This is a genomic window from Pseudomonas sp. EA_65y_Pfl2_P78 (assembly GCF_963970495.1).
GTDB lineage: Bacteria > Pseudomonadota > Gammaproteobacteria > Pseudomonadales > Pseudomonadaceae > Aquipseudomonas > Aquipseudomonas baetica_A.
Window position 1 is genome coordinate 250709 of sequence record NZ_CAXAON010000003.1, and the last position, 17658, is coordinate 268366.

A 17658-nucleotide genomic window follows, 5' to 3' on the forward strand; every position below is an offset into this window, starting at 1 on the left:
CGCTTGCCGACCAGATCAAGGACATGCGCGTGATGGCCGCCAAGCGTTCGCTGGAGGCTGGCGCGCTGCGTGAAGAGTTGAACCAGAGCCTGAAAACGGCCTTCGAGCGCAACGACAAAGTGCTCGGCATCTGGCTGGCATTCGAACCCAACGCGCTGGACGGCAAGGACGGCGAGTTCGCCAATGACGCCGCCCGTCAATCCAACGAAGCCGGACGGTTTGCCAGTTACTGGAGCCGCGCCGCCGGCTCGGCGCTGAACACGGTCATGGTCGAAGAAGACATGACCAAAACCACGCTGAGTGTCAGCGGTACGCCGTACAACAGTTGGTACACCTGCCCTCGCGACAACAAGCGTACCTGCCTGCTCGACCCGTATGCCGACACTGTCGGCGGCAAGGAAATGCTCATGACGACCATTTCCGTGCCCTTAATCGTCGACGGCAAAGCCATCGGCGTGGTCGGTGTCGACATCGCCCTCAACGCCCTGCAGGCCGCCGCAGTGGACTCCCAGCGTGACTTGTTCAACAACGCCGGGCACATACTGATTGTCTCGGGCAGCGGTGTGCTGGGGGCCGACAGTGCCGACGCCACCAAGGTCGGCAAGACGATCATCGACACCCTCGGTGCCGATGGCAAAGACGTGCTGCAACTGATCGGCAGCGGCACACCGAAGATTCTCGAACAGGGCGACCTGATCCGTGCGGTGTATCCGGTCGATCCGATCGGCAACTCCCGGGCCTGGGGCGTGGTCATTGATCTGCCCAAACAAGTGTTGCTGGCCGACGCGGTCAAGCTGCAAGCAGTGCTGGATGAGGCGCACACAACCGGCATGATCACGGCGCTGTTGGTGGCCGTTGTGGCCGGCGTGGTCGGCCTGCTGCTGATCTGGCTCACCGCTTCGGGCGTCACCCGCCCTATCAACAGCGTCGCCCAGATGCTGAAAAACATTGCCAGCGGCGAAGGCGATCTGACTCAACGTCTGGACTACACCAAGAAGGATGAACTGGGCGAGCTGGTGAACTGGTTCAACCGTTTCCTCGACAAACTGCAACCGACCATCGCTCAGATCAAGCAGAGCATCACCGAAGCCCGTGGCACCGCTGATCAGTCCTCGGAAATTGCCCGCCAGACCAGTGAAGGCATGCAGGTGCAGTTCCGCGAAATCGACCAGGTCGCCACCGCGTCCAACGAAATGAGCGCCACCGCCCACGATGTTGCCAACAGTGCCTCGAACGCGGCCAATGCGGCGAAAGGAGCCGACCAGTCGGCGAAGGACGGTATGTCGATCATCGAACGCAGCACCCGCGATATCAGCCAACTGGCCGACGAAGTCAGCAAAGCGGTGACCGAAGTCGAGGAGCTGGCGGTCAACAGCGAGCAGATCGGCTCGGTGCTGGAAGTGATCCGCAGCATCGCCGAACAGACCAACCTGCTGGCCCTTAACGCGGCCATCGAAGCGGCCCGCGCCGGTGAGAGCGGTCGCGGCTTTGCGGTGGTGGCAGACGAGGTGCGCAACCTGGCCAAACGTACCCAGGACTCGGTGGAAGAAATTCGCGTGGTCATCGAACGCATCCAGACCGGCACCCGTGGCGTGGTCGCGACCATGCATTCAAGCCAGACCCAGGCGCACAACAACGCCGGGCAGATTCGTCAGGCTGTGGATGCGCTGGGCAAGATCAGCGATGCGGTGACCGTGATCAGCGACATGAACCTGCAAATCGCCAGCGCCGCCGAACAGCAAAGCGCCGTGGCCGAAGAGGTCAATCGCAACGTTTCGGCGATCCGTACGGTGACTGAAACCTTGACCGAGCAAGCCACTGAATCGGCGGCAATCAGCAGCCAGCTCAATGCCCTGGCCAGCCAGCAGATGAAGTTGATGGATCAGTTCCGCGTCTGAACATCGCCACGGCCACCTGTGGGAACGGGCTTGCCCGCTCCCACAGGGTCAGCGTTCATCCGTCAGCACTTTCATCTGACCAGACAACGTTTTGCACTATCATCGCCCTCTCGCTCCGGAGGGCCTTCGATGACTGATTTACTCACGTCCATTCAAGCCGCACTCGGCCTGCCGCACACGCCGATTGCCTTCACCGCCAGTGGCGCCCTGCCCTCGGCGTTCGCCGTGACCGACCTGGCCTGCGCCAGCATTGCCGTTGCCGGGCAGGCCATCAGCCAATTGCTCAATCAACAGACGGGCCGTTTGCCGGCCGTTGAAGTCGACCGCCGGTTAGCCTCGTTCTGGTTCGCCACCTCGCTGCGCCCGATTGGCTGGCAAGTGCCGCCGCTGTGGGACCCCATCGCCGGTGACTATGCCACCCGGGACGGCTGGATTCGCCTGCACACCAACGCCCCGCATCATCGTGCTGCCGCTGAGAGCGTGCTGGGTATCTGTGCCGATCGTGCAGCGATGGCCGCAAAAGTCGCGCAATGGAACAGCCAGGATCTGGAGCAAGCAGTCGTTGACGCCAAGGGCTGTGCCGCGCAGATGCGCAACTGGGCGCAGTGGCAACAGCATCCGCAAGGGTTGGCGGTGAATGCCGAGCCGCTCGTCCATTTCATCTGCGATCAGCACCCATGCGGCAAAACCTGGCAGGGCTCGGTGGCGCAACCGTTGGCCGGGATCAAGGTTCTGGACCTGACCCGCGTACTCGCCGGCCCGACCGCCAGCCGGTTCCTCGCCGGTCTCGGCGCCGACGTGCTGCGTATTGATCCACCGACCTGGAACGAACCCGGGGTTGTGCCGGAGGTGACGCTCGGCAAGCGCTGCGCCCGCCTGGATTTGCAGGTGCCGGCGGATCGCGCGGTGTTCGAGACGTTATTGCAGGACGCCGACATTCTGCTGCACGGCTACCGCGCCGATGCGTTGGAGAACCTTGGGTTTGGCGTTGAGCGGCGGCGGCAACTGGCGCCGGGGCTGATCGACGTCGGCCTCAATGCCTATGGCTGGAGCGGCCCGTGGCACAACCGCCGCGGCTTTGACAGCCTGGTGCAAATGAGCAGCGGCATCGCCGAGGCGGGACAGCGCTGGCAGCACGCAGACAAACCGACGCCTTTACCGGTGCAGGCGCTGGATCACGCGACCGGTTATCTGATGGCGGCGAGTACGATCACCTTGCTCAGCGAACGGTTGCGCAGTGGTCGCGCAGGATCGGCACGGTTGTCGCTGGCGCGTACGGCGAAGCTGTTGATCGAGCATGGACGGGGCACCGATGAAGCGCTACGCGCCGAAGATGATCAGGATAAGGGCCTGCTCGTGGAACAGACCCCGTGGGGGCCGGCGCATCGCGTGCAAGTGCCGGTGAAGATCAGCGGCACACCGCTGCAGTGGGCGTTGCCGGCCACCGAACTGGGTTCGCATCAAGCGCAGTGGCGATGAACTTTCGGGCCCCTTCGCGAGCAAGCCCGCGCCCACATTTGACCGAGTTTCTTCTGACGGAACGCGATTGAGTGTGTGTGCGGGCTTGCTCGAGAAGACGGCCGCACCGACACCTGCGATTCAGGGTCAATCTGTGCGGCTCGTCAGCCTCACAACGACAGCACCCCGCTGTACAAACCGTAAGCCGCCAGCCCCGCGCCAATGATCACGCAGGTGAAAATCCCCTTCTCGACAGGGGTGAACAGCGGCTCGCCCTGTTCATGCTTGGCCTTGGCAAACAGGATCACCCCCGGCGCATACAACAGCGCCGACAGCAGCAGATATTTCACCCCGCCGGCGTACAACAACCACACCGCATAACACAGGGCGATGCCACCGATCAGCAGGTCCTTGGTGCGCTCGGCCGAGGCGTGTTCGTAGGTTTCGCCGCGTCCGCTCAACAGCACGGCGTAGGCGGCCGACCACAGGTACGGCACCAGAATCATCGACGACGCCAGATAAATCAGACGGGTGTAGGTGCCGGCCGAAAACAGCGTGATCAACAGGAAAATCTGGATCATCACGTTGGTCAGCCACAACGCATTGACCGGTACATGGTTGGCGTTTTCCTTTTTCAGGAACGCCGGCATGGTCTTGTCCCGGGCCGTGGCGAAAAGAATTTCGGCACAGAGCAACGCCCACGACAGCAATGCGCCCAGCAACGAGACCGCCAGGCCAATGCTGATCAGCAACGCGCCCCACGGCCCGACGATGTGTTCCAGCACCGCCGCCAGTGACGGGTTCTGCAGGGTCGCCAGTTCCGGCTGGCTCATGATCCCCAGCGACAACACGTTGACCAGCACCAGCAGCGCCAGCACACCGATGAAACCGATCACCGTGGCACGGCCAACGTCGCTGCGTTTCTGCGCCCGCGCCGAGTACACGCTGGCGCCCTCGATGCCGATGAACACGAACACCGTCACCAGCATCATGTTGCGTACCTGATCCATCACCCCGCCGAAACTCGGATTGCTGTGGCCCCAGATATCACGGGTGAAGATGTCAGCCTTGAACGCCAGGGCGGCGATGACGATGAACAGGATCAGCGGCACAATCTTGGCCACCGTGGTCACCTGATTGATGAACGTCGCCTCCTTGATCCCGCGCAGCACCAGAAAATGCACGCCCCACAGCAGCACCGACGCGCAGCCGATAGCGATGGGCGTGTTGCCCTGGCCGAACACCGGAAAGAAGTAGCCGAGGGTGCTGAACAGCAGAACGAAATAACCGACGTTGCCCAGCCACGCGCTGATCCAGTAACCCCACGCCGAGGAAAACCCCATGTAGTCGCCAAATCCGGCCTTGGCATAGGCATAAACGCCTGAGTCCAGTTCGGGCTTGCGATTGGCCAGGGTCTGGAACACGAACGCCAGGGTCAACATGCCGATCGCGGTGATCCCCCAGCCGATCAGAATCGCCCCGGCATCGGCGTGCGCCGCCATGTTCTGCGGCAGGGAAAAAATTCCCCCACCAATCATCGAACCCACCACCAGGGCGATCAACGCCCCCAGTTGCAGCTTTTGCGTCGGTTGCGACATTTCAATCTTCCTTTTTCCCGGATCGACGGTGGCCGCTCACTCATCACATAGTCGCTATTTAACTAAACGGGTAAAGCGCAATTACGTTTATTGAATAACACCGATTAGCGCCTTTTATAGAAAACGGCCGTGCACTTTCTACGCGCTGATCCGGATTATTCGATTCTGTACTGAAAACAGATGCTGAAATTTGCCAAACCCTGAAAAAGAACTAGCGTCATAGCTCCAAAGAAACAAGGACAATTCTCAATCATATTGATCGAAAGCCTCTGGAACGGGACTTTCCGGCGAAAGCTTTATGCCATCAGTCATTTCATAAGTCATTCATTAACAATGAAATGTGACCTTCAACTGATCCACGTCAGCAGTTTGAACAGATAACAGAACTACGCTGTGATCTCTTCTCTCCTGCAATGGAGTCATGCAATGTCTGAAACTCCCGGAAAACTACGATTAGGCGCATTGGTTGCCTTGGTAGTCGGATCAATGATCGGTGGCGGGATATTCTCTTTGCCACAAAACATGGCCGCCAGTGCCGACGTCGGTGCGGTGCTGATCGGTTGGGCCATTACCGCTGTCGGCATGCTCACCCTCGCTTTTGTTTTCCAAACCCTCGCCAATCGCAAGCCTGACCTGGACGGCGGCGTGTACGCCTACGCCAAGGCCGGATTCGGCGATTACATGGGGTTCTCGTCGGCCTGGGGTTACTGGATCAGCGCTTGGCTGGGTAACGTCGGCTACTTTGTTTTGCTGTTCAGCACGCTCGGTTACTTTTTTCCGGTGTTTGGCGAGGGCAATACCGTCGCCGCGGTGATCGGCGCGTCCGTGCTGCTGTGGGCGGTGCACTTTCTGGTGCTGCGCGGGATCAAGGAAGCGGCGTTCATCAACCTGGTGACCACCGTCGCCAAGGTGGTGCCACTGCTGCTGTTTGTATTGATCGCCGTCTTCGCGTTCAAACTGGACATCTTCACTGCTGACATTTGGGGCGTGAAAAACCCTGATCTGGGCAGCGTGATGAACCAGGTGCGCAACATGATGCTGGTCACCGTGTGGGTGTTCATCGGCATCGAAGGCGCGAGCATCTTCTCGGCGCGGGCGGAAAAACGTTCCGACGTCGGTAAGGCCACCGTGATCGGCTTCATCACCGTGCTGCTGTTTCTGGTGCTGGTGAACGTGCTGTCGCTGGGCATCATGACTCAGCCGGAACTGGCCAAACTGCAGAACCCGTCGATGGCCGCCGTGCTTGAACATGTGGTCGGTCACTGGGGTGCAGTGCTGATCAGCGTCGGTCTGATCATCTCGCTGCTGGGGGCGCTGCTGTCGTGGGTGCTGCTGTGCGCAGAGATCATGTTCGCCGCCGCCAAAGACCACACCATGCCGGCGTTCCTGCGCAAGGAGAACGCCAACCACGTCCCGGTCAACGCCTTGTGGCTGACCAACGCGATGGTGCAGGTTTTCCTGATCATCACCCTGTTCTCGGCCAGCACTTACCTGTCGCTGATCTACCTCGCCACGTCGATGATTCTGGTGCCCTACCTGTGGTCGGCGGCGTATGCCCTGCTGCTGGCGGTGCGCGGCGAAACCTACCAAGGCTTCGCCGCTGAACGGCGCAAGGATCTGATCATCGGCGCGATCGCCGTGATCTATGCGGTCTGGCTGCTGTATGCCGGCGGGATCAAGTACCTGCTGCTCTCGGCCCTGCTCTACGCCCCCGGCGCGATCCTGTTCGCCAAGGCCAAACTGGAACTCAAACAAGTTGTTTTCACGAACGTCGAGAAGCTGATTTTCGCCTCGGTGGTCGTCGGTGCCCTGGTGGCAGCCTACGGCCTGTATGACGGCTTCCTGACTCTGTAGCACCTGATTGATTTGTTATCTGGAGGATCACTGAAATGACCACGGAAAAAGTTAAGTACGGCGTCCATTCCGAAGCCGGCAAACTGCGCAAAGTCATGGTTTGCTCCCCAGGTCTGGCCCATCAGCGGCTGACCCCGAACAACTGCGATGAACTGCTGTTCGACGACGTGCTGTGGGTCGCCCAGGCCAAACGCGACCACTTCGACTTCGTCACCAAGATGCGTGAACGCGAGATCGACGTGCTGGAAATGCACAACCTGCTGACCGATATCGTCGCCATCCCTGAGGCACTGGACTGGATTCTCGACCGCAAGGTCACCGCCGATTCGGTGGGCCTGGGCCTGATCAGCGAAGTGAAGTCCTGGCTGCACAGCCTCGAACCACGGCACATTGCCCAATACCTGATCGGCGGCGTCTCCGCTGATGACCTGCCGGACAGCTTCGGTGGCAAGACCATTCAGATGTTCCGCGACTTCCTCGGCCACTCCAGCTTCATTCTGCCGCCGCTGCCCAACACCCAGTTCACCCGCGACACCACATGCTGGATCTACGGTGGCGTGACGCTGAACCCGATGTACTGGCCGGCGCGTCGTCAGGAAACCCTGCTGGCCACCGCCATCTACAAATTCCACCCGCAATTCACCAACGCCGATTTCGAAATCTGGTACGGCAACCCGGACAAGGATCACGGCAGCGCGACCCTTGAAGGCGGCGACGTCATGCCGATCGGCAACGGTGTCGTTCTGATCGGCATGGGCGAGCGTTCTTCTCGCCAGGCCATCGGCCAACTGGCGCTGAACCTGTTCAAGAACAAAGCCGTGGAGAAAGTCATCGTGGCCGGCCTGCCGAAGTCCCGCGCAGCGATGCACCTGGACACCGTGTTCAGCTTCTGCGACCGCGACCTGGTGACGATATTCCCGGAAGTGGTCAACCAGATCGTGGCGTTCACTCTGCGACCTGACGAAAGCAAACAGGGCGGCATCGATATCCGCCGCGAAGAATCGAGCTTCCTCGACACCGTGGCCAAAGCCCTCAACCTCAAAGCGCTACGTGTGGTGGAAACCGGCGGCAACAGCTTTGCCGCCGAACGCGAGCAATGGGATGACGGCAACAACGTGGTAGCCGTGGAGCCGGGCGTGGTCATCGGCTATGACCGCAACACCTACACCAACACCCTGCTGCGCAAGGCGGGCGTTGAGGTCATCACCATCAGTGCCGGGGAACTGGGCCGTGGTCGTGGCGGCGGCCACTGCATGACCTGCCCGATCATCCGCGACCCGATCGACTATTAATTTTTTGACTAATGACGACCCGACGCTGTGAACGCGTAGCGAGCGCAGGAAAGACAAGGCGAAGGCGCACAGCCTGCAGTCGCTTTCCCAGTGTCGGGCAAGGAGATCCATCATGGCTTTTAATATGCGCAACCGCAGCTTGCTGAGTTTGATGCACCACACCACTCGCGAGATCAACTACCTGATCGACCTGTCCCGCGACCTCAAACGTGCCAAGTACACCGGCACCGAGCGTCCACACCTGCAAGGCAAGAACATCGCGCTGATCTTCGAAAAAACCTCGACCCGCACCCGTTGCGCATTCGAAGTCGCGGCCCACGACCAGGGTGCCCACGTCACCTACATCGATCCGGTGTCGTCGCAGATCGGCCACAAAGAAAGCATGAAAGACACCGCCCGCGTTCTCGGCCGGATGTTCGACGCCATCGAATACCGTGGCTTTGAGCAGGAAATCGTCGAAGAGCTGGCCAAGTTTGCCGGTGTGCCGGTGTTCAATGGTTTGACCGCCGAATTCCACCCGACGCAAATGATCGCCGACGCGCTGACCATGCGTGAACACAGCGACAAGCCAATGCACGAGATCAGCTACGCCTACCTCGGCGACGCTCGCTACAACATGGGCAACTCGCTGTTGATGATCGGCGCCAAGCTCGGCATGGACGTGCGCATCGCCGCGCCGAAAGCGCTGTGGCCGCACGCTGACTTCATCGCCCAGTGCATGGCGTTCGCCGAAGAAAGCGGCGCACGCATCACCATCACCGAAGACCCGAAAGAAGCGGTCAAGGGCGTCGACTTCATCCACACCGACATCTGGGTGTCGATGGGTGAGCCGGTGGACGCCTGGGACGAGCGCATCGAGCAACTGCTGCCGTACCAGGTCAACCCCCAAATGATGAAAGCCTCCGGCAACCCGCGCGTGAAATTCATGCACTGCCTGCCGGCGTTTCACAACAGCGAAACCAAGGTCGGTAAAGACATCGCCGCGCGCTATCCGCACCTGGCCAATGGCGTTGAAGTGACCGAAGACGTCTTCGAATCCCCGGCCAACATCGCCTTCGAGCAAGCGGAAAACCGCATGCACACCATCAAGGCGATTCTGGTGTCGACGCTGGCTGATCTCTAAGACCCGGCCCGCTCTCACTGAAGAAACCGGCTGTAAATGTGGGAGCGGGCTTGCTCGCGAAGGGGCGATATCAGGCGACATTGATGGAGCCTGACACACCGCCTTCGAGAGCAAGCCCCCTCCCACAAGGGCCCGGTTCCGACAGCAAGATCGAGTCGTTTGCCATTCCTCTGTCTGAGAAGGACTGCACCATGCGTATCGTCGTAGCGTTGGGCGGTAACGCCCTGCTTCGCCGTGGCGAGCCGATGACCGCTGACAATCAGCGCGCCAACATCCGCGTCGCCGCCGAACAAATCGCCAGGATCCATCCCGGCAATCAATTGGTCATCGCCCACGGCAATGGCCCACAAGTCGGCCTGCTGTCGTTGCAAGCGGCGGCCTATACCTCCGTCAGCCCGTACCCGCTGGACGTGCTCGGTGCCGAAACCGAAGGCATGATCGGCTACATCATCGAACAGGAGCTCGGCAATCTGCTGGACTTCGAAGTGCCGTTCGCCACCCTGCTGACCCAAGTCGAAGTCGACGCCAACGACCCGGCGTTCCAGAACCCGAGCAAACCCATCGGCCCGGTTTACGACAAGGCTGAAGCGGAAAAACTCGCCGCTGAAAAAGGCTGGGCGATTGCACCGGACGGCGATAAATACCGCCGTGTGGTGGCCAGTCCTCGGCCCAAACGCATCTTCGAGATCCGCCCGATCAAGTGGCTGCTGGAAAAGGGCAGCATCGTGATTTGCGCCGGTGGTGGCGGCATCCCGACCCTCTATGACGAACACCGCAAACTCAAGGGCATCGAGGCGGTGATCGACAAGGATCTATGCTCCTCGCTGTTGGCCGAACAACTGGACGCGGATTTGCTGGTGATCGCCACCGACGTCAACGCCACGTTCATCGACTTCGGCAAACCCAGCCAGAAAGCCATCGCCCAAGCGCATCCGGACGAACTGGAGCGCCTGGGCTTTGCCGCCGGCTCCATGGGGCCCAAGGTACAGGCAGCCTGCGAATTCGCCCGCCATACTGGCAAGGTCGCCGTGATCGGCTCGCTGGCGGACATCGAAGCGATTGTCCAGGGCAATGCGGGTACGCGAGTCAGCACAGCGAAACCCGGTATCACTTATCGATAATCAGAAACTCCGGGGGCAGGCGTAAGGTCTGCCCTTCTCCCATGCCTTGAAAGGAGAGATCCATGGCCCAGTTTGTACCCGGTCATCTGCACATCGAACGGCACGCGCTGAACAAGGACGATGTCAGCTACGACCTGTGCCTTGACTACGAAGTGTTCACCGATCCCAAAGAGGGCAAAGGAATGCAGTTCACGATGCACGGCAGCATTCAGGGCAAGGACATGAAAGAGACGTTCTTCCTGCCCAAGGATCAGGCTTACAACTTCGCCAGAGACATGACCAGAATTGCCGAGAAGTACGGGATTCCCAAGACGCATGCCAGCATTGGCTCGGTGCACAAGCACTACGACGCGATGTTTGAAGATGTGCGGGCGCAGTTGAATATGAAATCCGGAGACCCGGTGAAGCCCGAACACCTCGAATAACCCGGCGTCCCTGTGGGAGAGGGCTCGCGCGCGACGACGTCGTGTCCGGCGATATCAATGTGGCTGAGCCACGGCATTCGCGAGCAGGCCCGCTCCCACAGGGCAACCAGATCGACCGGAAAATCGCCGCCGATTTCACCATTGCCCCGCCCCAAGGCATACTTGCCACCCTCCGCATTGCAGAACACTGAACCGCCCCATGCGTATCCACGTCAGCTTCATCGACCGCGTCGGCATCACCCAGGAAGTCCTGGCCCTGCTCGGCGGGCGCAATCTCAATCTGGATGCGGTGGAAATGATCCCGCCGAACGTCTACATCGACGCCCCGACGTTGAGCCCTGAGGTGCTGGAAGAACTGCGTGACGCGCTGTTCAGCGTGCACGGTGTGCAAGCGGTGAAAGTGGTCGACATCCTCCCGGGCCAGCGTCGGCACTTGCAGCTTGATGCGCTGCTCGCGGCGATGACTGACCCGGTGCTGGCCCTCGACAGTGCCGGCAAGGTGCTGCTGGCCAACCCGGCATTGATTGCGTTGTACGGTCGCGAACCGGCCGGTGAAACTGTCGCTGAGCTGTTCAGCGATCCGGGCCTGCTCGACACGTTGCTCGAAAACGGCTTCCGCCTGCCGCTGCGCGAGATCACCGTCAACGGCCAGACGCTATTACTCGACGCCACACCGATCACTGACGCCGGCGCCCTGCTCACCCTGTATCAACCCAACCGCATCGGCGAACAGCTCTCGGCGCTGCACCACGACCACGCCGAAGGGTTCGACGCGTTGCTTGGCGAATCCCCGGCAATCCGCACCCTCAAGGCTCGCGCACAGCGCGTTGCCGCCCTTGATGCGCCGTTGCTGATCCAGGGCGAAACCGGCACCGGCAAAGAGCTGGTGGCCCGCGCCTGCCACGCCATCAGTGCGCGGCACAGCGCGCCGTTTCTCGCACTCAACTGCGCGGCCCTGCCGGAAAACCTCGCCGAAAGCGAACTGTTCGGCTACGCCCCTGGTGCCTTTACTGGCGCGGCACGCGGTGGCAAACCGGGGCTGATGGAACTGGCCAACCAGGGCACGGTGTTCCTCGACGAGATCGGCGAGATGTCGCCGTACTTGCAGGCAAAACTGCTGCGTTTCCTGAATGACGGCAGCTTCCGCCGGGTCGGCGGTGATCGCGAGGTCAAGGTCAACGTACGCATCCTCAGCGCCACCCACCGCGATCTGGAAAAAATGGTCAGCGAGGGGCTGTTTCGCGAAGACCTGTTCTATCGCCTCAACGTGCTTAACGTCGAAGTGCCGCCGCTGCGAGAGCGCGGTCAGGACATTCTGTTGCTGGCGCGTTATTTCATGCAGCAGGCGTGTGCGCAGATTCAGCGCCCGGTCTGTCGCCTCGCCCCCGGTACTTACCCGGCGCTGCTCGGCAACCGCTGGCCGGGCAATGTCCGCCAGTTGCAGAACGTGATTTTCCGCGCCGCCGCGATTTGCGAAAGCAGTCTGGTGGATATCGGCGACCTCGACATCGCCGGGACCTCGGTCGCGCGTCAGACCGACAGCGACGTCGACAGCCTCGAACAAGCGGTCGAAGCCTTCGAGAAATCGCTGCTGGAAAAACTCTACGTCAGCTACCCCTCGACCCGCCAACTGGCCAGTCGCCTGCAAACCTCGCACACGGCCATCGCCCATCGACTGCGCAAGTACGGCATCCCCAACAAACTTTAAGCCTTGCCCGCTCCCACAGGGGTAATGCTCCGGATTGTAAAATCCGCTCAAAAACGACCTGCATCTGTACTGAAAGCGCTACAGCGGAACGATATCGCTACACCCTCCTCCGATCGCCGCTGTGCAAGGCTTTGATCCCGTTAAGCTTTTTTCCTTGCCCTACGCTGTAGCGATTTCGCTACAGACGCACCATCACTCAATCAACACAAAACGTTCAAGACGTTGATTTATAACGATAAATCAACATTGGCCGCGTTCTTGCTAACGAACCCTTCATCAATAAGGGCTTTACCGCCCCAGCCTTCCACCGCGTCCACCAGACGAGTCTGGCCCCCTGAGGAGTTTCCATGAGCGAGTTGCGTTTTACTGAAGATCACGAATGGCTGCGCACTGAAGCCGACGGCAGCGTCACTGTCGGCATCACGGCTTTTGCGCAGAACGCCCTGGGCGACGTGGTGTTCGTGCAACTGCCTGAGCTGCAGACTTACGAAAAAGGCGCTGAAGCCGCCACCGTGGAGTCAGTGAAAGCCGCCAGTGGCGTGTACATGCCCCTCGACGGTGAAGTCCTGGCCACCAACCCAGCGCTGGAAGACAGCCCTGAGCTGGTCAACGAAGATCCGCTGGGCGAAGGCTGGTTCTTCCGCTTCCAGCCAGCCGATGCTTCGGCCGTCGCCAAACTGCTCGATCAAGACGCCTACGACCGCCTGATCAAAGCCCAAGCCGAAGCCTGAGGACAATCGACATGACTCAAGTAAACCTTGGCACCGCCAACGAATTCATCGCCCGTCACATTGGCCCGCGCGCCGGTGACGAACAAGCCATGCTCAACAGCCTCGGCTTCGATTCGCTTGAAGCCCTGAGCGCCAGCGTCATCCCGGAAAGCATCAAGGGCACCAGCGTGCTCGGCATGGACGACGGCCTGAGCGAAGCCGACGCCCTGGCGATGATCAAATCCATCGCCGGCAAAAACCAGTTGTTCAAAACCTACATCGGCCAGGGCTACTACAACTGCCACACGCCGTCGCCGATCCTGCGTAACCTGCTGGAAAACCCGGCCTGGTACACCGCTTACACCCCATACCAGCCAGAAATTTCCCAGGGCCGTCTCGAAGCGCTGCTGAACTTCCAGACCCTGATCAGCGACCTCACCGGCCTGCCGATCGCCAACGCCTCGCTGCTCGACGAAGCCACCGCCGCTGCCGAAGCCATGACGTTCTGCAAACGCCTGAGCAAGAACAAGGGCAGCCACGCTTTCTTCGCCTCGATCCACAGCCACCCGCAAACCCTCGACGTGCTGCGCACCCGTGCCGAGCCGCTGGGCATTGACGTGGTGGTGGGCGATGAGCGTGAACTGACCGACGTCACCCCATTCTTCGGTGCGCTGCTGCAATACCCGGCCAGCAACGGTGATGTGTTCGATTACCGCGAACTGACCGAACGCTTCCACGCGGCCAACGCGTTGGTGGCCGTGGCGGCCGACCTGCTGGCCCTGACCCTGCTCACCGCTCCAGGCGAGTTCGGCGCTGACGTTGCGATCGGTTCCGCGCAACGCTTCGGCGTGCCGCTGGGCTTCGGTGGCCCGCACGCGGCTTACTTCTCGACGAAAGATGCGTACAAGCGCGACATGCCGGGCCGTCTGGTCGGTGTGTCGGTTGACCGTTTCGGCAAACCAGCGCTGCGTCTGGCGATGCAGACCCGCGAGCAACACATCCGTCGCGAGAAAGCCACCTCCAACATCTGCACCGCGCAAGTGCTGCTGGCCAACATCGCCAGCATGTACGCCGTCTACCACGGCCCGAAAGGCCTGACCCAGATCGCCAACCGCGTGCATCACCTGACAGCGATCCTCGCCAAGGGTCTGACCGCGCTGGGCCAGAAGGTCGAGCAGGAAAGCTTCTTCGACACCCTGACTCTGGCCACTGGCGCGCTAACCGCCGCGCTGCACGACAAGGCTCACGCCCAGCAGATCAACCTGCGCGTCGTCGATGCTCAGCGTATCGGTCTGTCGGTCGACGAAACCACCACGTCGGCTGACATCGAAACCCTGTGGGGACTGTTCGCCGACGGCAAGACCCTGCCGGACTTCGCTGCTCTTGCCGCTTCGGTTCAAAGCACCATTCCTGCTGCACTGGTACGCCTGTCGCCGATCCTCAGCCACCCGGTGTTCAACCGCTATCACTCGGAAACCGAGCTGATGCGCTACCTGCGCAAACTGGCGGACAAGGACCTGGCACTGGATCGCACCATGATCCCGCTGGGCTCGTGCACCATGAAACTCAACGCCGCCAGCGAAATGATCCCGGTGACCTGGGCCGAGTTCGGCGCCCTGCACCCGTTCGCGCCAGCCGCACAAAGCGCCGGTTATCAGCAACTGACCTTTGAGCTGGAAGCGATGCTCTGCGCCGCCACCGGTTACGACTCGATCTCGCTGCAACCGAACGCCGGTTCGCAAGGTGAATACGCTGGCCTGCTGGCGATCCGCGCTTATCACCAGAGCCGTGGCGACGAGCGCCGCGACATCTGCCTGATCCCCTCGTCCGCCCACGGCACCAACCCGGCCACCGCCAACATGGCCGGCATGCGCGTGGTGGTGACCGCGTGCGATGCCCGTGGCAACGTCGATATCGAAGACTTGCGCGCCAAGGCCATCGAGCACCGCGAACACCTCGCCGCGCTGATGATCACCTACCCCTCGACCCACGGCGTGTTCGAAGAAGGCATCCGCGAAATCTGCGGGATCATTCATGACAACGGCGGTCAGGTGTACATCGACGGCGCCAACATGAACGCCATGGTCGGCCTCTGCGCGCCAGGCAAGTTCGGCGGCGACGTTTCGCACCTGAACCTGCACAAAACCTTCTGCATCCCCCACGGCGGTGGCGGCCCGGGCGTCGGCCCGATTGGCGTCAAGTCGCACCTGACGCCGTTCCTGCCGGGCCACGCCCAGATGGAGCGCAAGGAAGGCGCGGTCTGCGCAGCACCGTTCGGCAGCGCGAGCATTCTGCCGATCACCTGGATGTACATTCGCATGATGGGCGGCGCGGGTCTCAAGCGCGCTTCGCAACTGGCGATCCTCAACGCCAACTACATTTCCCGTCGCCTCGAAGAGCACTACCCAGTGCTGTACACCGGCAGCAACGGTCTGGTGGCGCACGAATGCATCCTTGATCTGCGCCCGTTGAAAGACAGCAGCGGCATCAGCGTCGATGACGTCGCCAAGCGCCTGATCGACTTCGGCTTCCACGCCCCGACCATGTCGTTCCCGGTTGCCGGCACGCTGATGATCGAGCCGACCGAAAGCGAATCCAAAGAAGAACTGGACCGCTTCTGCGACGCCATGATCCGCATCCGCGAAGAAATCCGCGCGGTGGAAAACGGCACCCTGGACAAGGACGACAACCCGCTGAAGAACGCGCCGCACACCGCAGCCGAACTGGTTGGCGAGTGGACTCACCCGTACAGCCGCGAGCAAGCGGTGTACCCGGTGGCGTCGTTGATCGAAGGCAAATACTGGCCGCCGGTCGGTCGCGTCGACAACGTGTTTGGCGACCGCAACCTGATCTGTGCCTGCCCGTCGATCGAAAGCTACGCTTAAACCTGTGTGGGGGCATTTATTTGCCCCCACTCTCAACAACACCACAGATCCAATGTGGGAGCGGGCTTGCTCGCGAATGCGGTGAATCAGTCACATTTGTATTGAATGACCCACCGAATTCGCGAGCAAGCCCGCTCCCACAGGCAATGCTACAAACCTGATATTTCGCCAATTCCTATAACAAGAAACCGGAGAACCACTCATGTCGTTAAGCGTGTTCGACCTGTTCAAGATTGGCATCGGCCCCTCCAGCTCCCACACTGTCGGCCCGATGCGCGCCGCTGCGCGCTTCGCTGAAGGGCTGCGCCGGGATAACCTGCTGACTGCCACCGCCAGCGTGCGCGTCGAGCTGTACGGCTCGCTCGGCGCCACCGGCAAAGGCCACGGCAGTGACAAGGCCGTGTTACTAGGCCTTGAGGGTGAACACCCGGACACCGTCGACACCGAAACCGTCGCCGCCCGCCTGCAAGAAATCCGCAGCAACGCTCGCCTGAATCTGCTCGGTGAACACAGCATCGCGTTCAACGAGAAAGAACACCTGGCGATGATCCGCAAGCCGCTGGCCTATCACCCTAACGGCATGATCTTCCGTGCGTTCGACACGGCGGGCATCCAGATCCGCAGCCGCGAGTACTACTCGGTCGGTGGGGGTTTTGTCGTCGATGAAGACGCCGCAGGTGCCGATCGCATCGTCGAAGACGCCACACCGCTGACCTTCCCGTTCAAAAGCGCCAAGGACCTGCTCGGTCATTGCAGCACCTATGGTCTGTCGATCAGCCAGGTGATGCTGACCAACGAGAGCGCCTGGCGCCCGGAAGCGCAAACCCGTGCTGGCCTGCTGAACATCTGGCAAGTGATGCAGGACTGCGTGGCGGCGGGTTGCCGCAACGAAGGGATTTTGCCCGGTGGTTTGAAGGTCAAACGGCGCGCGGCGGCGCTGCATCGGCAACTGTGCAAGAACCCGGAATCAGCGTTGCGCGATCCATTGTCAGTGCTCGACTGGGTCAACCTTTATGCGCTGGCGGTCAATGAAGAAAACGCCAATGGCGGACGCGTGGTAACGGCACCCACCAACGGTGCGGCGGGGATCATTCCGGCTGTGCTGCATTACTACATGCGCTTTATTGCCGGCGCCAATGAAGACGGTGTGGTGCGTTTTCTGCTGACCGCGGCGGCCATTGGCATTCTGTACAAGGAAAACGCTTCGATCTCAGGCGCCGAAGTCGGCTGTCAGGGCGAGGTCGGCGTGGCCTGCTCAATGGCGGCTGGCGCGTTGTGCGAAGTGCTGGGCGGCAGCGTGCAGCAAGTCGAGAACGCCGCGGAAATCGGCATGGAACACAACCTCGGCCTGACCTGCGACCCGATTGGCGGGCTGGTGCAGGTGCCGTGCATCGAGCGCAACGCCATGGGCTCGGTGAAAGCGATCAACGCAGTGCGCATGGCCATGCGTGGCGACGGACAGCATTTCGTCTCGCTCGACAAGGTCATCCGCACCATGCGCCAGACCGGCGCCGACATGAAAAGCAAATACAAGGAGACCGCCCGTGGCGGTCTGGCGGTCAACATTATCGAATGCTGATGCTTGC

General features: G+C 61.0%; 12 protein-coding genes and 1 pseudogene. 12 read left to right on the plus strand and 1 reads right to left on the minus strand.

Features of this window, described 5'->3' with window-relative positions; genetic code table 11:
• Positions 1-32: 32 nt before the first annotated feature.
• From AACY02_RS25945 to AACY02_RS04725, 3 genes and pseudogenes are all read left to right on the plus strand, one after another.
• A pseudogene (locus AACY02_RS25945) lies at positions 33-1040 on the plus strand (PDC sensor domain-containing protein); the annotation flags it as partial.
• Positions 1041-1142: 102 nt separating this feature from the next.
• Entirely contained in the window at positions 1143-1898 is a 756-nt protein-coding gene (locus tag AACY02_RS25950) for a methyl-accepting chemotaxis protein (protein ID WP_401159821.1), read from the plus strand.
• 129 nt (positions 1899-2027) lie between these two features.
• A complete protein-coding gene (locus AACY02_RS04725) occupies positions 2028-3377 on the plus strand; it encodes a CoA transferase (protein WP_339430959.1) in 1350 nt (449 codons plus the stop codon).
• A gap of 149 nt (positions 3378-3526) precedes the next feature.
• On the opposite strand, the gene arcD (AACY02_RS04730) is transcribed toward AACY02_RS04725, so the two are convergent.
• Positions 3527-4954, minus strand: coding sequence for an arginine-ornithine antiporter (gene arcD / locus AACY02_RS04730; RefSeq protein WP_339430960.1), 1428 nt, complete (start codon positions 4952-4954; stop codon positions 3527-3529).
• 426 nt (positions 4955-5380) lie between these two features.
• Between arcD (AACY02_RS04730) and arcD (AACY02_RS04735) the strand changes: the two genes are divergently transcribed.
• The 9 genes from arcD (AACY02_RS04735) (at position 5381) to AACY02_RS04775 (ending at position 17651) form a co-directional block, all read left to right on the plus strand.
• Positions 5381-6808 (plus strand): arginine-ornithine antiporter, encoded by a 1428-nt coding sequence (gene arcD, locus AACY02_RS04735; RefSeq protein ID WP_339430961.1) that lies wholly within the window; start codon positions 5381-5383, stop codon positions 6806-6808.
• 35 nt (positions 6809-6843) lie between these two features.
• Positions 6844-8100, plus strand: coding sequence for an arginine deiminase (arcA, locus tag AACY02_RS04740; RefSeq protein WP_339430962.1), 1257 nt, complete (start codon positions 6844-6846; stop codon positions 8098-8100).
• A gap of 112 nt (positions 8101-8212) precedes the next feature.
• Entirely contained in the window at positions 8213-9223 is a 1011-nt protein-coding gene (locus tag AACY02_RS04745) for an ornithine carbamoyltransferase (protein WP_339430963.1), read from the plus strand.
• 191 nt (positions 9224-9414) lie between these two features.
• Positions 9415-10344, plus strand: coding sequence for a carbamate kinase (gene arcC, locus AACY02_RS04750; protein ID WP_339430964.1), 930 nt, complete (start codon positions 9415-9417; stop codon positions 10342-10344).
• Positions 10345-10406: 62 nt separating this feature from the next.
• Positions 10407-10769, plus strand: a complete 363-nt coding sequence (locus AACY02_RS04755) for a DUF5064 family protein (RefSeq protein WP_339430965.1) — start codon at positions 10407-10409, stop codon at positions 10767-10769.
• A gap of 199 nt (positions 10770-10968) precedes the next feature.
• Complete coding sequence (locus AACY02_RS04760; protein ID WP_339430966.1) at positions 10969-12477, plus strand: sigma-54-dependent transcriptional regulator; 1509 nt, start codon at positions 10969-10971, stop codon at positions 12475-12477.
• A gap of 347 nt (positions 12478-12824) precedes the next feature.
• A complete protein-coding gene (gcvH, locus tag AACY02_RS04765; RefSeq protein ID WP_339430967.1) occupies positions 12825-13208 on the plus strand; it encodes a glycine cleavage system protein GcvH in 384 nt (127 codons plus the stop codon).
• An 11-nt stretch (positions 13209-13219) separates the two neighbouring features.
• A complete protein-coding gene (gene gcvP, locus AACY02_RS04770; RefSeq protein WP_339430968.1) occupies positions 13220-16072 on the plus strand; it encodes an aminomethyl-transferring glycine dehydrogenase in 2853 nt (950 codons plus the stop codon).
• Between the two features lie 202 nt (positions 16073-16274).
• Positions 16275-17651 (plus strand): L-serine ammonia-lyase, encoded by a 1377-nt coding sequence (locus AACY02_RS04775; protein ID WP_339430969.1) that lies wholly within the window; start codon positions 16275-16277, stop codon positions 17649-17651.
• The last annotated feature ends 7 nt before the right edge of the window (positions 17652-17658 follow it).

Bases quoted from the DNA above. Each gene is read 5' to 3' on its own strand.
- gcvP (WP_339430968.1), top strand. From the start codon at position 13,220: ATGACTCAAGTAAACCTTGGCACCGCCAACGAATTCATCGCCCGTCAC.
- AACY02_RS04775 (WP_339430969.1), top strand. From the start codon at position 16,275: ATGTCGTTAAGCGTGTTCGACCTGTTCAAGATTGGCATCGGCCCCTCC.
- arcA (WP_339430962.1), top strand. From the start codon at position 6,844: ATGACCACGGAAAAAGTTAAGTACGGCGTCCATTCCGAAGCCGGCAAA.
- arcC (WP_339430964.1), top strand. From the start codon at position 9,415: ATGCGTATCGTCGTAGCGTTGGGCGGTAACGCCCTGCTTCGCCGTGGC.
- AACY02_RS04725 (WP_339430959.1), top strand. From the start codon at position 2,028: ATGACTGATTTACTCACGTCCATTCAAGCCGCACTCGGCCTGCCGCAC.
- AACY02_RS04760 (WP_339430966.1), top strand. From the start codon at position 10,969: ATGCGTATCCACGTCAGCTTCATCGACCGCGTCGGCATCACCCAGGAA.
- arcD (WP_339430960.1), bottom strand. From the start codon at position 4,954: ATGTCGCAACCGACGCAAAAGCTGCAACTGGGGGCGTTGATCGCCCTG.
- arcD (WP_339430961.1), top strand. From the start codon at position 5,381: ATGTCTGAAACTCCCGGAAAACTACGATTAGGCGCATTGGTTGCCTTG.
- AACY02_RS04745 (WP_339430963.1), top strand. From the start codon at position 8,213: ATGGCTTTTAATATGCGCAACCGCAGCTTGCTGAGTTTGATGCACCAC.
- AACY02_RS25950 (WP_401159821.1), top strand. From the start codon at position 1,143: ATGCAGGTGCAGTTCCGCGAAATCGACCAGGTCGCCACCGCGTCCAAC.
- gcvH (WP_339430967.1), top strand. From the start codon at position 12,825: ATGAGCGAGTTGCGTTTTACTGAAGATCACGAATGGCTGCGCACTGAA.
- AACY02_RS04755 (WP_339430965.1), top strand. From the start codon at position 10,407: ATGGCCCAGTTTGTACCCGGTCATCTGCACATCGAACGGCACGCGCTG.